Source organism: Paucibacter sp. DJ2R-2, assembly GCF_025717675.1.
In the GTDB taxonomy this organism is placed as follows: domain Bacteria; phylum Pseudomonadota; class Gammaproteobacteria; order Burkholderiales; family Burkholderiaceae_C; genus Paucibacter_A.
Window position 1 is genome coordinate 108,693 of record NZ_JAJIRT010000002.1, and the last position, 15,436, is coordinate 124,128.

Sequence of the window (15,436 nt, forward strand, 5' to 3'; positions counted from 1 at the left end):
CTATGCGACGCTGTCGCACACATCAAGGGGAAATTATGACGCTCGTAGCACCACGAGTTAGTCCGAGAACGGCTCAGAAGCGCAAGGCAGAACAACATGCCATCCAAAGCACTCATCTGCAGTCGAAGAAGCACTACCTCGAAGAGAAGAGACATGCCGCGAAAAACGTGCTGCCGCATAAGAAGAGTAGCGCCCAAGTTGAAGTTGCGCGTGAAAGCGGCTTTTTGCGCGTAACCATCCTGGTCCCAGAGTCAGCTGCGCCCGTGGGGCGCGTGACTTCAAAGATGCATCTGCCAGGTAGTTTGCAGCTCAAGAACAGCGTTGTACGTTTAGTGAACGCATTAAATGACGACGATAAACGGCTCAACCTCGCACAAATGGCGGAGCGACTGGAGGCTGCTGCGTCTCCCGACAACAAGTCTGAGAAGGTTCGTACGAAGTCAGCGCAAAGCACGATCGGTGTTACATCGTCAAAAGAGCTCCGGGAACTTATCGGACACGAGGCGCAGAAGCTAGGCATACCCTTGGCAGAAGCAGCTCGGAGGGCATTTGAACGGGGATTTCAAATACTAGAAGATCGCCTATGGGAAGAGTCGTCGGCTGTCGTCTCTAAAGACTTTGAGGACTACTACGGAAGATATTCTTCAGTGGAGACGATTCAATGGTCACTACGCGTAGCTCGCAACACATACGTTAGGGCCGTAGTTATCGCAAGAGAAAGAGGCATCTCTCAGTCTGCCTTGGCCTGCTGGTGCCTCTCCTACAAGGAAGCGTAGCCAGCCGCCTCAATGAGGTGTGGAGCATGGACTTCGTTTCTGACAGCCTTGCCAACGGCCGACGCAACACTTCTCACGCACGAGTACGTGGACATTGCCGTGGACTACGGCATCTCAGGTCAATACGTGACGCTGTTACTGGATCTGGTTGACCACTTCAGCGTCTACCCGATGGCGGTGCGAACCGACAACGGGCCGGGGTTCACCTGTCGAGCCTTCATTGCCTGGGCGCAGTCCCATGGCGTGCGGCACTTCAAGATCCCTGCTAACGGCAACAGGCAAGGACTCCTGCATGGCGTTGAGCGCCAGCAAGTAGCGACGCCTACGACGCTTCTCATTGGCAGGAGAAAAGATTAGCTGGTACAGAAAGTAGGTGCCGACGAAGCAGAGCGTTACTGCAGCGGCAGAAATCCCAGCGTCGTTCGCGGCAAGGTGACGCAGCTTGTCAACCAAGGGTGCCACCTCACCTGCCTTAGTTGAGGCGTAAACCGCTGCAGAGGCGATACCGCCAAACACCCACTTCCTGAGCACATCGTCAAGACCGTAGCCAACTTCGCCGTGTTCATGTCCGCCCTTGACCAGTTTGGCAATCGAAGCAAGGTTTTCCTTCGTTAGCGGTGCCGGTACGACGTCCTTCACTGGCTCGAGCTTTTCCGAGACGATCCTGGCCATTCCGTATACCAACAAAGGCAAGTTAGCCACGCCAAAGCTGAGGCGATCCAGGCCCAATATGTTGGTCTTCTCAAAGGCAAACTGTTTGATGTACTTGCCAAGGAATACGAACATGGGTAGGAGCGCTGCGATGTAAACGGCAAACATCCAGTGATTGCCGCGAACTGCAGCAGTGGCTGCGCTGATCGCGATGACCCCGTACAGCGGATAAAACTCGTACAACCGGAGGTATCCTTGTCGCCTCAACCGCAGGAAGTTTGCGGTGACCGACCAAGGGTTGAGCGTCGAAGGTATGTATTTTTCCTCGGCACCCTTGAATGCTTTCCAGAGGTTGGTTTCTAAAGCGCTCAGCCCCCGGAGCCGAGATTGAATTGGCATGAGATTGGACATCATCTATCAGTCTCCCTGAATTGCGGTTTCGCTTCTTACTTCCAGATCATCAGTTGCAAGTGGCTCACCAGATGACCCACTTCTAGTCCGACCGCCGATCTTGGTCCCCGACCGTTCAAGATCCGGCGCAATTGATCACCCTCGCTGAACGGCGAAGACCAGCAGTTGCCACCGGATGGCCCCCTGGCCGGAGCCGTGCTGATGATGGTTCTGCGGCGGCAAGGTATGCCCCTTCGCGATCCCGATCTCATCACCGCACCCTGCGCAGCGATAGATGCCGGCGTTAGGAGCGGTGGATCCCGGGGGATGAAGAGTGTCAAATGCTGCGTGCTGTGATTGGGTCAGAAATTGACCATGCTTGTACTGGGCCAAGTCAGGCTCCTTTCAGGGATGAAGGGGATGGTGGCTCTGGGAAGCCGTGAACCACCTTGGGCATATTTTTCGGTGCTTCCGGCCTTCTGCGGCATCAGCCTTTCGGCGGAAATGGATCCTTGCCGTGGCTGTCCTTGTACTGAATCTGTCCGTTCTGTCCATGGACCACCAGTTCAGACTTTTGGTTCTGCGAGATTTCCCGGGCGCGATCCACCGCGTCTTGCTTGCGGTCGAAAAGTTGGGTGTCGCGTTGGGCACCAGCACCCCGGACCGCCCATCCATCGTCACGGGGGACGACATGTTGATTGCGTTTGCTCATATCAAAGCTCCTTGTGGCGGCGTGATTGCCGCTACATAGGTGTGCGGTCACCAAATTCAGCGCGGACAACAGCCTGATCGCTGTCCGCGTGGAGAATGACGAACGCACACATAAATGCCCAGGGAGGAGCCGTGCCATCGAAACCGACTTCAGAACGCCATGCCAGTGTTGATGAGCTATCCAATGCGCTGATGACGCTGACTGCCGCCGAGCGGCTACGCCTATTCGCAAGAGCCCGCCTGCTTGTATGGGGCACCGAATACACGGATCCCCAGGAGTTATTCAATGAGGCAATCAAGCGCGCCTTCATCGCCGCAAGCGGATCAAAGCAGGAGAGAGAGCGCGGAAGACCTTGGCCTTTGGACAGGGTGGCGTTTCCAGCTTTTTTGTCCGGCTGCATGGATAGCATCGCTGATGCATCCCGTGAGTCGATGGGTCAAATCCAGACAGACCGATTGGAGGCATTGGCGGGCGAAGCCGGGGACGTGGACATCGTGCTCCACCGGACTGGTCGCTGGAACGCTGACGTCGTGGAACAAGCCATTGAGCTGGAAGAAACGGATGGCAGGCAGCAACGGGCTCGCGCCGACGTACACGTCATTGAGGCCCACTTTAAAGATGATCAAGAGGTGCTGGCGGTCATCGAGGGCGAGAAGGCAGCAATGCCTGTAGCTGAGGTGCTCACTTTGTTCGATCTCGATCAAAGGACTTACGACACGGCGCGGCGGAGGCTGAGAAGGCAGGTGGATAGATTGATGCCAGGGAGGAGACAGCGATGACCAACGAATCTCAGAAGACGCTCGCGGCAGTTCGAGCGCTGGCGCTCAAAGACCTCGAAGCCGCGTCTGACGAAGACATTCGGGTGGAGCTCACCGCAGAAGGCATCGATCCCGATCAGCTGGCAGCCAGCATCGCGCTAAGTCTCGATAAAGTTCTGGCACAGAGCCTCCGTCAACATGCCGCGGCCGCCAAAGTTGCCATGAAGGAGCGATCTGTCCCCAACAAGGTGCTGAGGCCTGCGCTGGAGCGCATTAAGGAGCGTGTCGCTCAAGCTTTCGCGGCCGAACCACAGTTGGCGACCGCATTTCGAGAAGGAAGGCGCCAGACCGATGCTGACCTAGAAACGCTGTATGACGATCTTGTGCTGATGGGCAAGATTCCAGAGGCCGATGATGGCCGTTGATATCCACAAACTCAGCCGCCCAGAGCGCTTGCTTTGGGGGCATGGCGTCAGGAAGCCCGAGCACATTGATCTAGAGGCCATTGCCAGCGCCAGGGGCGCTTACGTCGTCTATAGAAAGCTCGATGGTTGTGCGGCTCGCCTTGTGGCCGCCGGTGATCGTGCGGTCATCAGCGTTGCTATGGACGACAACCTCGGAAGAAGGCGATTCTCTTTAGGGCATGAGCTGGCCCACTGGATGCAAGATGCCCAGAGGACATCATTCAAGTGCTCTAGCACTGACATTGGGCCTCAGAATGCTGAAGCCAAGTCCATAGAAGCTGACGCCAACAACTTCGCCAGTCAGTTGATCCTTCCCGACTATCTGGTCTGGCCATGGGTGGCGGATCGCAAGCCCAGTCTCGATCTCGCGAAAGCAATGGGTGGCGAGTTTCAAGCCAGTCTGACCGCTTCCGCGTTGAAATTGCTCCACCGTGCCAAAGTACCGACCGCCATCACCTGCCACGATCAGCGACGGCTGAAGTGGTCTAGGCGAAGCCGTGATTTTTCAACTGACCTTTACATCCTCAACGAGTTGCACCAAGACACGATCGCATTCGAAATGGCGTTCGGCTCCGCCAAAGGCCTAGGCCGACCGGCGAGAGAGAGTGCCTCGCGGTGGATCAGCGGACCGGGGACCTATCGAATGGAAGTCTGGTCGCAGTCGATTGCGCTTCCTGAGGGTCTGGTGTTGAGCATGCTCACGATCGCATAACAGGCTATCCCGCCAAACCATCGACGACCGCAGCACGGCGCTGACGGGCCTGAACACGAGCATCAAGCCAACCCTTGCCGCTTTAGAGGTGGGGAAGCTTTTTTGCGGCTTTTCCGTTCAATGAATCGAGGCGCGATGGCAGCGTTATCCGTCACTGCGCTTCGGCGCTTGAGCAGAGAGCCCCGCCAAATTCTGGCAGTTCTTCCAATTGTCCGACAGCACTTCGCAGGGGCTCAGGTGCTACTCACGGTCGTGCGGAGTGCGCACTTTCCGAACGCGCCCGCAGCGCTTCATAGAGCTGAGCCGGACCGAGCAGGATGTCTTTTAGCCCATCGCGCACACGCTCCGAGCCTAGGGCCTGCGTGCTCATGGACTGATGGGCCTCGAAGGCGTCGATGATGGCGTCCATCAGTGCCTTACCCAGGTCGGGCGAGTTCGCGAACTGTTCCTTGGTATTGCTGCCAGCCTGCTGCACCAGGGTGTCGTTCTCCAGCAGCTTGCCCCTGAGTACGCCGTTCACATAGACCAGTTGGTCGTCGTCGCTCAGCTCGCCTTCGAACAGCCCGTTCACCTTCTTGATGATTTCGCCCAAGTAGGCCTGCTGCTTCTCTTGCACCGAGCCACTACCTACAGCGTCCATCGGTGGCAGCTTGTAGCTACCTTCCGCGTTCAAGTTCAACGGCTGATTGCCAGTTTTCTTCAGCGTGTGGTGAGTCAAAACCACCTTACTCAAATCCACCGTGTCTCGCTCGCGGCCAAAGTCCAGCAGTGGGATGAGGCGCTTGAAAAATAGGAACCGCTTCTCGATGCCGGTGTTTCCGTAGTCAAAGATTTGGCTCAGAAAGGCATAGAGCCGCGCATAGGCGCCCATATCGCTCTTGAACAGCAGCAGGGCATCGAGCATGTCCTTGGCTGCCTGGCTGGCCTTACCGTCCTGCTCTGCATCGGCAGCGACCTTGCCCTGCTGTGCGACTTTGTAGCGTTTGAGCAGGCGGTCGGCCACCGGCGCAATCGCCGCATCCAGCGCCTTTTGAGTGCCCTTGGGGTCAAGGTCCACTTTGGCCACGCGCTCGACCTCGAAGTCGTCGTAGTTGCCGCTGGCATCGAGCTTGGCGCGCAGGTCGTAGACAAGATGCGGGTCAGTCGCTGCCTCCAACTCGGCGGTCTCGAAATAGGTCTTGAAGGCCTTCAGGATTTCTGCCGGCTCGTTGACGAAGTCGAGGATGTAAGTGCAGTCCTTCTTCACTCCACCCGCCTCAAAGGCGCGATTCAGGCGCGAGAGCGTCTGTACCGCCTGGATGCCGCCCAGCATTTTGTCCACGTACATGCCGCACAGCAGTGGCTGGTCGAAACCTGTCTGGAACTTATTGGCCACCAGCAGCAAGTGGTAGTCGGGTTCAGCGAAGGCATCGCGGATATCGCGGCCCTTCAGCCCCGGGTTTAGGTCCTTGCTGGTCTCGGTGACGGCCTGCGGATAACTCTCCGGGTCGTTCACCTCCCCCGAGAAGGCCACCATCACGCCGAGCGGGTAGTTCTGCTTTTCGATGTAGGCGCGTATGGCCTTCTGCCAGCGCACGGCCTCGCGGCGAGAGCCCACCACCACCATGGCTTTGGCGCGGCCCTGCAGTAGCGGCTGCACGTTCTCGCGGTAATGCTCGACAACCACCTGCACCTTGCTGGCGATGTTGTACGGGTGCAGGCGAACCCACTGCATGATGCCCTTCATCGCCGCGCTGCGTTCGACCTGGCTTTCGTCGTATTCCTGGCCGTTGTGCGCCAGCTTGAACGCCAGCTTGTAGTTGGTGTAGTTCTTGAGCACGTCGAGAATGAAGCCCTCCTCGATGGCCTGGCGCATCGAGTAGACATGGAAGGGCTGCGGCAGGCCATCGGCCCCGGGCCGCCCGAACAGCTCCAAGGTCTTCTGCTTGGGCGTGGCCGTGAAGGCCACATAGGTCAGGCCCTTGGCGCCGGCGCTGTCACCGGCCCGCGCCGCCATCTGCGCCGCCAGCAGAATCTCCGTGTCGACCTCGCCGCCATCCTGCAATTCCGCCCATTCCTGGGCCGACAGCAGCTGCTTGAGCTTGGCCGCTGCCTCGCCGCTCTGCGAACTGTGCGCCTCATCGGCAATCACCGCGAAGCGCTTGCCCTCAGTGGCCGCCAGTTCCTGCACCGCTTGCAAGGCGAAGGGGAAGGTCTGGATGGTGCAGACAATGATTTTCTTGCCGTCCTTGAGCGCCTGGCCCAACTGCCCACTCTTGCTGCCCGACTCGTTCGTGATGCTGGCCACCACGCCTGTGGTGCGCTCGAAGTCGAAGATGGCTTCCTGCAACTGCGCATCCAACACATTGCGGTCGCTCACCACCAGCACGCTGTCGAACATCTTCTTGTGTTCAGCGTCGTGCAGGTCGGCCAGGAAGTGAGCCGTCCAGGCAATCGAGTTGGTCTTGCCTGAACCGGCCGAGTGCTGAATCAGGTAGCGCTGGCCGGCCCCCTGAGTGAGAACATCGGCCACCAGCCTGCGCGTGGCGTCGAGCTGGTGATAGCGCGGGAAGATGACGCTCTTGAGCTGCTTCTTGTCGTCGCGTTTGCCGATGAGATAGCGATGCAGGATGTCCAGCCAGCTCTCTCGGCCCCAGACCTCTTCCCACAGGTAGGCCGAGGCAAAGCCATCAAGATTCGGGGCGTTGCCGGCGCCGCCAGCATTCCCACGGTTGAAGGGTAGGAAGTTGGTTGCCGGCCCGGCCAGCCGCGTCGTCATCATCACTTCCGACTGACTGACTGCGAAGTGCACCAGCGCTCCACCTGGGAAGCCCAGCAGCGGCTCCTGCACCCCGCCCTTGGGCTGCGGATGCCGGTCGAAACGGTACTGGTCCACCGCATCACCCACGCTCTGCGTGAAGTCGCTCTTCAGCTCGACGGTGGCCACCGGGATGCCGTTCAGGAACAGCACCAGGTCAAGCTCTTCCTTCGGGTTGTTTGGCGAGTGGCAGACTTGCCGCACCACGCGTAGCCGGTTGGCCGCGTAGTTGGCCTGGATGGCGGGGTTGATGGCCAAGGCCGGCTTGAATTGAGCCAGCATCAGCGGCTCCTTCAGGCCCAGCATTTCCACGCCGCGCCGTAGCACGTCCAAGGTGCCACGGTCGGGAAGGTTCAGGCTCTTACGCACCCGTTCGGCCAGCACATGAGGCAGGGATGCGCCGTGGGTCTTGGTCAAGCGCTGCCAGCTGTCGGGCTGAGTGGCTTCGACCCAGGCCAGTAGATCGGGCATGAACAAGCCGTGCGTACGGTTGAAAAGGGCGGAATCACCCTCGGCATAGAGCCAACCGTTCGCAGCCAAGTGGGTGCAGATCTCGCGCTCAAAATGGTGTTCTTGGTGCAGGTTCATCATCGACTCAGCGCCCTCAGGCGGTCCATCACGAGACTGGCGCGCTCCGGCTCGGCAATCAGGCCTGGCAACACGTTCACAAAATCCTGGTGTGACAGCAAAGGCTTGAAGGCCGCGGCCACGGCCTGCCTTAACTCGGCGGGTGCAACAGCCAACTCTTCGGCCAGTTCCTCGCGCCCATCGACGATGTTCAACACGTCTTCCAGGTCGTGGCTGCTAAGAAAGTCGCCGCCACCCCGGCCGGCGAAGGCCTCCAGCTTCGTCGCCACAAAGGCCACCGCGCTCACCAGCCGGACCGCCACGCCCTCACCCAGGTCCATCAGCACGGCGGTTTCCACCGCATACGGATACCAGCGGTTGGAAAATCCGAGCACCTCGGGCTGCACCGGCATCAGGTCGAAGAGCACGCCCGAGGCCTTGTGCACCCAGCGGCAAATCACATCGCTGCTCACGTCGCGCGCGAAACCGCGCTCTGCCACCTGGGCTTCGATGCGATGGAACATGGCGCGGCTGGCATTCACCACCGCATCCACATCGCGGGTGGCACGCACGGGGTCGGCCAGTGGGTCGGTCACCAGCAGGCCGGCCACGGCGCCGCCCACGAAGACCACCTGCTCGCGCAACTCGCCCAGCGCCTCGGCGATGTGGCGCAGATAAGGCAGGTTGGGGTCATCTGCTCGCATCAGCACCTCCAGATTCGAAGCGCATCAGTTCGACTTCCATCAACTTGGCGGCCAAGCCACGCTCGCGCGCACGCCCGATGCGCAAGCCATCCAGCAGGGCCAGCAAGCGATGCAGGGCCGGGTCGGCAAGGGCCGCCAGTGGCGCAGTCCGGTACAGGGGCGAGAGCGTAGGGCCCTTGGCGCTGCCTGTGGAGTGCGCCCAGACCGGCGCTTCGCCTGCAGCCACCGTCAACTGGCTGGCCAGGGGCTCGGCACCAAAAGCAGTCGGCACGCCGCGCTTGATCGGGCCCTGCGTGGCCGGCCAGATGTAGCGTGCACCGTGCAGGACGAATTCCAGTAGGCTGGGGCGCACCGGCGACCACTCGCCGCGCCCCGGTGCCACCGCCAGACCGGACGCCACCGCGCGTTTCACGCTCGCGTGCGCCTCCGAGGCACTGATGGACAGTGCTTCGCCCAACGCTGCATAGGTCCAGCGCTGCGGCGGGTGTGCCGCCACCTTCAGCAGCACCAGCAGGTCTTGGGGTTTAAGTTCCATCGCATCGCCATATTCGCTATTCGCGAATTACGAATATCGCTGATGGCGCGGGTTTTGACAAGCCGGGCGGAGGAGTGACAACTTCAGGCGCCGGCCCTATCCTCCCGGCGGCGTCGGCCAAGGCAGAAAAGAGCTCATTGACTGACTTTTGCAGGTAGCCCACACTCACATAGGTCTCGCCGGGCACTGGAGAAAACTCCTTGCTTCCCCCGTACTTTTCCTCGCCGTATCGGAAGGCCATCGAGTTCGGGTCGAGCGCAGCAATCTCAGCCAGGCGGGAAGTAATCCAACTCGGAACCTCCTGCTGGTACTTCTGGCGGGCAAAGGTTTTCAGGTCCGCGGCCAGCGCATCGAGCCTGTGGTGGGTGCTATTGGTTCGCAGCAGCGCCTTCAGGACCAGCTCAAGCGCATGCCTGTACAGGAACAGCACGGGATTCGCGAGCCGGAAATCTTCCTGCTCCTGGCGCTTGATGGTGTCAGCAAGAATGTTGGCCGCGTGCAGGTATTGCTCGGCCATTTCTAGCTTGGTCGGAATGAATTCCCCGCCGAAGACGAATCCGTGCGGCCCCGAATAGGCATCTTCCCGCTGGTGCTCCTCGGAAAGCTCCACGAAGAGGGGAGCATGGGTGACGGGCTTCTGCATATGCGGTACCTGGTGCTAGTCCTCTGACCGGCCAGTGGTGACTTGGCTCCCCGGCAAGTTGTCTTGCCAGGCCGCGTAGGTAATCGACGTGCCCTTCAAGCGCCAAGTGTTGCGACCGTTGTCTGTCCGACCCAGCACCGTGGCAGAGGCCGCGCTGGGACTCTTGAAATCAGTGTCTGTGGCGAATAACAAATGCGACCCGTCCTCAGACAACTTCAACGTCCCGGCATTGCGCAACTCCTCACGCAGTTGCTGATAAGAGTGAGCCTGACCCGACCAATCGAGCTTAGCTTGCGAGCCAGCGAGCACGGTAAATGCTTTGCCGTTCTCTTGCGCCGCGGCGGCAAGGCCGTGCCTGGAGCTTTCCAGCTCGAAAGTCACCGTATCGCCTGCCCCTTCCAGTTCAGCCAGCAGGGCTTCGGCAAGGGCTGCCTTGCTCTTGCGGTCTTGTAGGCGCCAATGCGCCTCCAGCTTCGCCAGCATGGCGTTCTGGCGCTGCTGCATCACGTCCACCGTCCAGTCTGTGAACTGCAGCACTTGGGTGGTCAGGGCGAAAGCCGCGATACCACCCTTGGTGAAGTAGGCCGACTTCTTCCAGTCGAAATCGCGGTTACTGGCCGAGCTGTTCTTCTTCCTGCTCAGCAAGGCCAGATTGCCCAGCCGATGAACCCATAGCTGATGCACAGCTTTGTCTGGCACCCAGCCTGCCCATTGACTGTTGGGGGCCGGCTGTTGCGGCATGACATGCTCGACCGAGACCACCTCATGCTGGTAGCTAGCGCTGCCATCCGACAGCAGATGGTCCAGACGCAACAACAACAGCGCGAGCGCGCGGGGCGAGTGAGTCTCGTACAGCGGGCCGCTCAGGGCCGCATAGGTCTGGTGCTGCTCTTCCGGCGACAGTTGCAGCGGAGACGAAGCGGCCGACAGGTCGCTGCCAGCTTCGACCGCCCCTGTCAACGCCGAGAAGCGCTCGATACGTTCGTTGACGCCGGCCCTGCGTGCCAACATCGAGTAGCCCAACCGCTCCAGGTCGCGGAAGAAGCTCAGGACGGCTTCAGGCTTCTGTCGATACCGCACAAAGAAGGTCAGTGCAGGGGGTACCCAGTCCTTGAATTCCAGCCGGTTCAGCCAGCGCAGGTGCTCGTTCACCTGCTCAGCATGGTGCGTGCTGGCGTAGTCCGCGTCGCGCAACTCGCAAAACGCCTGCGCCATCGGCAGCAGCACCTCGTCCACGAAGCTGCGCGGCTGCTTTGCTGGCAGCACATGCTCCTTGAATTCCTTGAGCAGCGTGCCGTGCGGCTTGGCCCTGCGGTAAACCATACGGATGTGGCTGAACAAGTCGCCGAACTCGTCGCGGCCAAGGTCCTCCTCTTCGTCCTCCCACTTCTTTGTGTAGGCGTCCCGCAGCGAAGGCTCGATGCCGCCGATGATTTCAGCCTTGAGGATGTCGGTGGCGCTCAGGTCCAGGCCACGGCTGTTAAGCACGCCGAAAATGCGGTAAGCCGAATCCAGGTCCGGCGTCGCCACGGTCACCAAGTAGCACCGAGTAATGACGAACTGCACCAGCCGCACCAGTTCGGATTGCGGCAGCTTGGCGAGCCCTTCCATGAACAGTTGGGCATTCGCGCGCAGTCGTGCTTGCGCGTCGGGCAGCACCGTGTTGAGTTGGGCCACCGCTTGCAGACCGTTCTCATGCTGCACGTACTGGCGGAAGAAGTCGCGATCGCGTTCACGCAGCAAGAGGCGGTAGCGGGCCTGCGTGCCTTTGACCAGGCTACCCTTCTCGTAGATGCAGCCGGTAATGTCCTTCTGCAACTCGTCATCGCCAACCGTGGCACGAATGGCCGACAGCAGCAGCGTCAGCGTCGTCAGGCGCTGCTGGCCATCGACCACCGTCGCTTCGGGCATGGTCTCAGCTTTGATGAGCACGATGCTGCCGAGGAAGTACGGCGCTGCGTCGCTGAGCTGCGAGGGGGCGGAAGCCAGCGCGCCCAGCAGGTCGTCCAGCAGTTCCTGCGCCTGGTCGCGACCCCAGGCATAAGGGCGCTGATAGCCCGGAATCGTGAAGACATAGTCGTCGCTGAAGATTTTGGCGAGCGACTGTTCCTTGGCGGTGAGCGTGTGGGTCATTGTTTCCTCCCTGGTGTTGTTCTTCAGACCCTGCGCACGTCGATTTGGCCGGTGACGGCGGCGGCAATCAATGCACTGCGGCGCTCCTTCAACAGGCCAATCGCGCGGTCGGCCTCAAACTTCAAGGCATCAAGTCGGCTGTTTTCTTGCGCAATGAACTGGGCAATTTCAGATTGTTCGTCGACTGGTGGCAGCGCGACCTTCCGGGATGCCATGGCGCCTAGCGGAATTCGAGAGCGCGTGGTGCCAGTCGCCAAAACGCCGGCGTCGTGTGCCGCGCCAGCACTGAGCTGCCAAGCGACGAACTCTGGTGACGCGCGTGCTGCGTCGAGGCGAAATCGAAAGCAATCGGCTTTGACTAACGCAGGGCCAAGTCTGGCGGGCGCGACACAGGCCCGCCCCAACAGGTTGTTATCGTCGCCAAGGCCGGCCACCAATACATCTCCAGCATGGACGTTGTGGCCCTGAAGCTCGGCTAAGAAATACTCCTCATCAAGGTACACCGATTCGCCCTTGTTGAAGAAGCCTGAGCGAATGTTCTGAAGCCGGACAACTAACGCACCGCCATCCCTGTAGTGCTCCGATTTGATGCCGGAGCCGAACGGCCCGTCACACCTATCCTTGGTGACACGACCAAGCGGGGTCAGCGTCCAATGCGCCGGCACCTCGCTCAGCCACGCGACCCCGGAATCCTTCATCGGCGCGTCGGGGTTGAGGCCCCGGGTGACAGCGTGGGAGATGGTGGCCTGGCGCTTTTCGGCCAGCAGGGCAATGAGCTTTTCCTGCTCGGCAACCAGCGCGTCGATTTTGGCTGTCTCGCGGTCGAGGAACGCGGTGATGGCTGCCTGCTCTTCCTTGGGAGGCAGCACCAGTGGAAGCTCCATTATGTTGGTGGACGAGATGGAGGCGAGATTGGTGCTCTGCTTGGCCCGCGTCATGAAGTAGAACTGTGCGTAGGCCGAGCCAGTGAGCAGGTTCAACCACTCCGGCGATACCGCATGGGGACGCACCGAAAACACATGATTCTGATGAATGCAGTCGGGAATTTCGTCGCGCCAGATGCAGCCGCGCCCAAGCTTGTCCACGTCCCCGCCCTCGTTCATCAACACATCGCCATATTGCAGTGTGTATCTCGACAGCACATCAGGGGGCACCTCGATAGTGGCGACATCGCTCAGAGCCAAGTAGCCGTCTTGAACATTCGCAACACGCAGATATGGCACCACTACGGTCTGCTTGCCGTCGTTGTCCTTGCCTTTTGCGATGCCAGTCTGCACATTGGCACAGTGCCGAAGCCGAGTAATATCCCAATGCGCTGGCACCTCGCCTAGCCACGGCAAGCCGCTGTCCCTGTAGGCCTGATACTTAGGCAAACTCATTCCGACAACCCCCCCAGCATCTTCATGATGCTGGCCGTGACGTTCTTCAGCTCTTCGTCAATCACGTGCAGGCTGCGCGGCGGTTCGAAGACGTAGAAGTGGCGATTGAACGGAATCTCGTAGCCGACCTTGCTCTTCTCTTCGTCAATCCAGGCGTCCGGCGCATGCGGCAGCACCTCGCGCTTGAAGTAGGCTTTGATGTCTTCGCCGAGCGGAACGTTCTCGGTGTCGCGCAGCGCGCTGTCGGGTTGGGGCTTGCCCATCTGCTTGCCCTTGAGGCCGAGCACGACCTGATTCTTGTCGTCGCGCAGCGGGCGCTCCACCGTGATGGTGGTGTAGCCGAAGTCCTCGTTCCTGAAGATGCGAGCGATGGGCACGCGCTTGAGCTGGCCACCCTCCGGAACGCTGGGCGCAGAAGCCCCGGTCGGCAGCACCCATTGCCCGGAGGCATTGCCTTGAGCGTCCAACACGGTCAGCAGCTCGGCCTCCATGAACTCGCCGAACAGGCGTGTCACGGTGGCGATATGCGCGTCGCTCATCTCCTTGCGCTTGGAGCCCAGGCTTTTACGCATCTTCTGCCAGAAACTGCTGGCATCGATTAGCTGCACGAAGCCCTTGCGGTCCGCCGGCTTCTTGTTGGACAGAATCCAGACGTAGGTGGCGATGCCGGTGTTGTAGAACATGTCCGTGGGCAGGCCGACGATGGCCTCCACCAGGTCGTTCTCCAGCACGTAGCGGCGGATTTCGCTCTCGCCGCTGCCGGCGCCGCCGGTGAACAAGGGTGAGCCGTTGAGCACGATGCCGAAGCGGCTGCCACCGTCCTTGGCCGGGCGCATCTTGGACAGCAAATGCATCAGGAAGAGCATGGAGCCGTCGCTGACGCGCGGCAGGCCGGGGCCGAAGCGGCCATCGAAGCCTTTCTTCTCATGCTCCTGGCGCACGGCCTTCTCGACCTTCTTCCACTCCACGCCGAAAGGCGGGTTCGAGAGCATGTAGTCGAACTTCGTGTGGGCATGGCCGTCATCGCTGAGGGTGTTGCCGACGACGATGTTCTCGACCGGCTGGCCCTTGATGAGCATGTCCGCCTTGCAGATGGCGTAGCTCTCGTCGTTGAGCTCCTGGCCGTACATGGTCAGCCGCGCCTGTGGGTTGTGCTCCAGCAGGTATTCGCCCGCCACCGACAGCATGCCGCCGGTGCCGGCGGTCGGGTCGTAGATGGTGCGGACCACGGCATTGCCGGGCGACAGCACGTCGTCGTCCTCGATGAAGAGCAGGTCCACCATCAGGCGGATGACCTCGCGCGGGGTGAAGTGCTCCCCGGCGGTTTCATTGCTGATTTCGGCGAACTTACGAATCAGCTCCTCGAACACAGCGCCCATGGCCGTGTTGTCAACGGCCTCAGGGTGCAGATCGATGTTGGCGAACTTCTCAACGACGAGATAGAGCAGATTGGCTTTGGCCAAGCGCTCGACCTGCGTGTAGAAGTCGAAGCGCTCGAAGATGTCGCGCGCGGCCGGCGAGAAGGCCTGCACGTACGCATACAGGTTCTGGCGGATGTGGTCCTGGTCGCCCAGGAGCTTGACCAGGTCCAGCGGCGAACTGTTGTAAAAACTCTGCCCCGCCTTGCGCAGCAGGAAGGGTGCTGGGTTCAACCCGGCTTTGGACTTGGCTTCTAGTTCCTTAAGCACGGCTGGCTTGGTGGCTTCCAGCACGCAGTCCAGGCGGCGCAAGACGGTGAACGGAAGGATGACGCGGCCGTATTCGGATTGCTTGAAGTCGCCGCGCAGCAAGTCTGCTACAGACCAGATAAAAGACGACAACGCTTGATGATTCATGGAAGCCCAAAAAAAGTAGAGGCACGCGGCCTCCAGAATCTGGCAATTCTCTCAGCAAACGTCTTCTCTCCCTGTCTCGGCCTACCGTAGCCCGCTGTCGCTGAATCGGGCGCCCAGCACAGGCCGCCTGTCGACTGGTAAGGGTTCGAAAAAGCATGGCAGCGGAAGGAAAAGTAGCTTGAGAAAGAGCCGATTGCACCTTGCAACCACCGTGAACTTGCAGCTAAACCAGAGTCAGGCAATGGCTGAAATCGGGCCAACACCAAGGTCAGAAATTCTGCGGTCTGGCATGATCGCAGCGACCGAGAACCGTGGCATCCAAATGCTGGCGCTCAGCCTATCCTGCACTCAGTTTTTCTACTGTTCTTGGTCTTCAAGGC

The 15,436-nt window shown here is 60.2% G+C and carries 13 protein-coding genes and 1 pseudogene; 5 read left to right on the forward strand and 9 right to left on the reverse strand.

The genetic code is table 11. The features are described from left to right. Window positions 1-35 precede the first annotated feature (35 nt). Both LNV28_RS07640 and LNV28_RS07645 read left to right on the forward strand, forming a co-directional pair. Entirely contained in the window at window positions 36-776 is a 741-nt protein-coding gene (locus tag LNV28_RS07640; RefSeq protein WP_263568767.1) for a hypothetical protein, read from the forward strand. 11 nt (window positions 777-787) lie between these two features. Further along, a pseudogene (locus LNV28_RS07645) lies at window positions 788-1,037 on the forward strand (integrase catalytic domain-containing protein); the annotation flags it as partial. A 936-nt stretch (window positions 1,038-1,973) separates the two neighbouring features. On the opposite strand, the gene LNV28_RS07655 reads toward LNV28_RS07645, so the two are convergent. Both LNV28_RS07655 and LNV28_RS07660 read right to left on the reverse strand, forming a co-directional pair. After that, a complete protein-coding gene (locus LNV28_RS07655; protein WP_263568768.1) occupies window positions 1,974-2,210 on the reverse strand; it encodes a hypothetical protein in 237 nt (78 codons plus the stop codon). Between the two features lie 94 nt (window positions 2,211-2,304). Then, window positions 2,305-2,529 (reverse strand): DUF2188 domain-containing protein, encoded by a 225-nt coding sequence (locus tag LNV28_RS07660; RefSeq protein WP_263568769.1) that lies wholly within the window; start codon window positions 2,527-2,529, stop codon window positions 2,305-2,307. Window positions 2,530-2,660: 131 nt separating this feature from the next. Here LNV28_RS07660 and LNV28_RS07665 point away from each other — a divergent pair, with 131 nt between their 5' ends. Genes LNV28_RS07665 through LNV28_RS07675 form a run of 3 tightly spaced genes read left to right on the forward strand, consistent with a single transcriptional unit; the run spans window position 2,661 to window position 4,463 of the window. After that, window positions 2,661-3,308, forward strand: a complete 648-nt coding sequence (locus LNV28_RS07665) for a hypothetical protein (protein WP_263568770.1) — start codon at window positions 2,661-2,663, stop codon at window positions 3,306-3,308. Further along, on the forward strand, window positions 3,305-3,712 hold the full coding sequence (locus LNV28_RS07670) for a hypothetical protein (protein ID WP_263568771.1): 408 nt from the start codon (window positions 3,305-3,307) through the stop codon (window positions 3,710-3,712). Before LNV28_RS07665 ends, LNV28_RS07670 begins: the two co-directional genes overlap by 4 nt. Further along, window positions 3,699-4,463, forward strand: a complete 765-nt coding sequence (locus LNV28_RS07675; RefSeq protein ID WP_263568772.1) for an ImmA/IrrE family metallo-endopeptidase — start codon at window positions 3,699-3,701, stop codon at window positions 4,461-4,463. Before LNV28_RS07670 ends, LNV28_RS07675 begins: the two co-directional genes overlap by 14 nt. A gap of 244 nt (window positions 4,464-4,707) precedes the next feature. Here LNV28_RS07675 and LNV28_RS07680 read toward each other — a convergent pair whose 3' ends face one another. The 7 genes from LNV28_RS07680 to LNV28_RS07710 are packed head-to-tail and all read right to left on the reverse strand — an operon-like array spanning window position 4,708 to window position 15,056. After that, window positions 4,708-7,851 carry a type I restriction endonuclease subunit R gene (locus tag LNV28_RS07680; protein WP_263568773.1) on the reverse strand — a complete coding sequence of 1,048 codons (3,144 nt, stop codon included), beginning with the start codon at window positions 7,849-7,851 and terminating at the stop codon, window positions 4,708-4,710. After that, complete coding sequence (locus tag LNV28_RS07685) at window positions 7,848-8,531, reverse strand: hypothetical protein (RefSeq protein ID WP_263568774.1); 684 nt, start codon at window positions 8,529-8,531, stop codon at window positions 7,848-7,850. The genes LNV28_RS07680 and LNV28_RS07685 overlap by 4 nt, the downstream gene beginning before the upstream one ends. Further along, window positions 8,518-9,066, reverse strand: a complete 549-nt coding sequence (locus LNV28_RS07690; RefSeq protein WP_263568775.1) for a hypothetical protein — start codon at window positions 9,064-9,066, stop codon at window positions 8,518-8,520. Before LNV28_RS07690 ends, LNV28_RS07685 begins: the two co-directional genes overlap by 14 nt. 16 nt (window positions 9,067-9,082) lie before the next feature. After that, window positions 9,083-9,709, reverse strand: a complete 627-nt coding sequence (locus LNV28_RS07695) for a HEPN domain-containing protein (RefSeq protein ID WP_263568776.1) — start codon at window positions 9,707-9,709, stop codon at window positions 9,083-9,085. A 15-nt stretch (window positions 9,710-9,724) separates the two neighbouring features. Further along, window positions 9,725-11,842, reverse strand: coding sequence for a DUF4357 domain-containing protein (locus tag LNV28_RS07700; RefSeq protein WP_263568777.1), 2,118 nt, complete (start codon window positions 11,840-11,842; stop codon window positions 9,725-9,727). Between the two features lie 23 nt (window positions 11,843-11,865). After that, window positions 11,866-13,221, reverse strand: a complete 1,356-nt coding sequence (locus LNV28_RS07705) for a restriction endonuclease subunit S (RefSeq protein WP_263568778.1) — start codon at window positions 13,219-13,221, stop codon at window positions 11,866-11,868. Continuing rightward, window positions 13,218-15,056 carry a type I restriction-modification system subunit M gene (locus LNV28_RS07710; protein ID WP_263568779.1) on the reverse strand — a complete coding sequence of 613 codons (1,839 nt, stop codon included), beginning with the start codon at window positions 15,054-15,056 and terminating at the stop codon, window positions 13,218-13,220. The genes LNV28_RS07705 and LNV28_RS07710 overlap by 4 nt, the downstream gene beginning before the upstream one ends. Between the last annotated feature and the right edge of the window lie 380 nt (window positions 15,057-15,436).

Coding starts and splice junctions, on each gene's coding strand:
- LNV28_RS07640 (WP_263568767.1), top strand. CDS start 36: ATGACGCTCGTAGCACCACGAGTTAGTCCGAGAACGGCTCAGAAGCGC.
- LNV28_RS07700 (WP_263568777.1), bottom strand. CDS start 11,842: ATGACCCACACGCTCACCGCCAAGGAACAGTCGCTCGCCAAAATCTTC.
- LNV28_RS07705 (WP_263568778.1), bottom strand. CDS start 13,221: ATGAGTTTGCCTAAGTATCAGGCCTACAGGGACAGCGGCTTGCCGTGG.
- LNV28_RS07710 (WP_263568779.1), bottom strand. CDS start 15,056: ATGAATCATCAAGCGTTGTCGTCTTTTATCTGGTCTGTAGCAGACTTG.
- LNV28_RS07695 (WP_263568776.1), bottom strand. CDS start 9,709: ATGCAGAAGCCCGTCACCCATGCTCCCCTCTTCGTGGAGCTTTCCGAG.
- LNV28_RS07685 (WP_263568774.1), bottom strand. CDS start 8,531: ATGCGAGCAGATGACCCCAACCTGCCTTATCTGCGCCACATCGCCGAG.
- LNV28_RS07690 (WP_263568775.1), bottom strand. CDS start 9,066: ATGGAACTTAAACCCCAAGACCTGCTGGTGCTGCTGAAGGTGGCGGCA.
- LNV28_RS07660 (WP_263568769.1), bottom strand. CDS start 2,529: ATGAGCAAACGCAATCAACATGTCGTCCCCCGTGACGATGGATGGGCG.
- LNV28_RS07675 (WP_263568772.1), top strand. CDS start 3,699: ATGATGGCCGTTGATATCCACAAACTCAGCCGCCCAGAGCGCTTGCTT.
- LNV28_RS07670 (WP_263568771.1), top strand. CDS start 3,305: ATGACCAACGAATCTCAGAAGACGCTCGCGGCAGTTCGAGCGCTGGCG.
- LNV28_RS07680 (WP_263568773.1), bottom strand. CDS start 7,851: ATGATGAACCTGCACCAAGAACACCATTTTGAGCGCGAGATCTGCACC.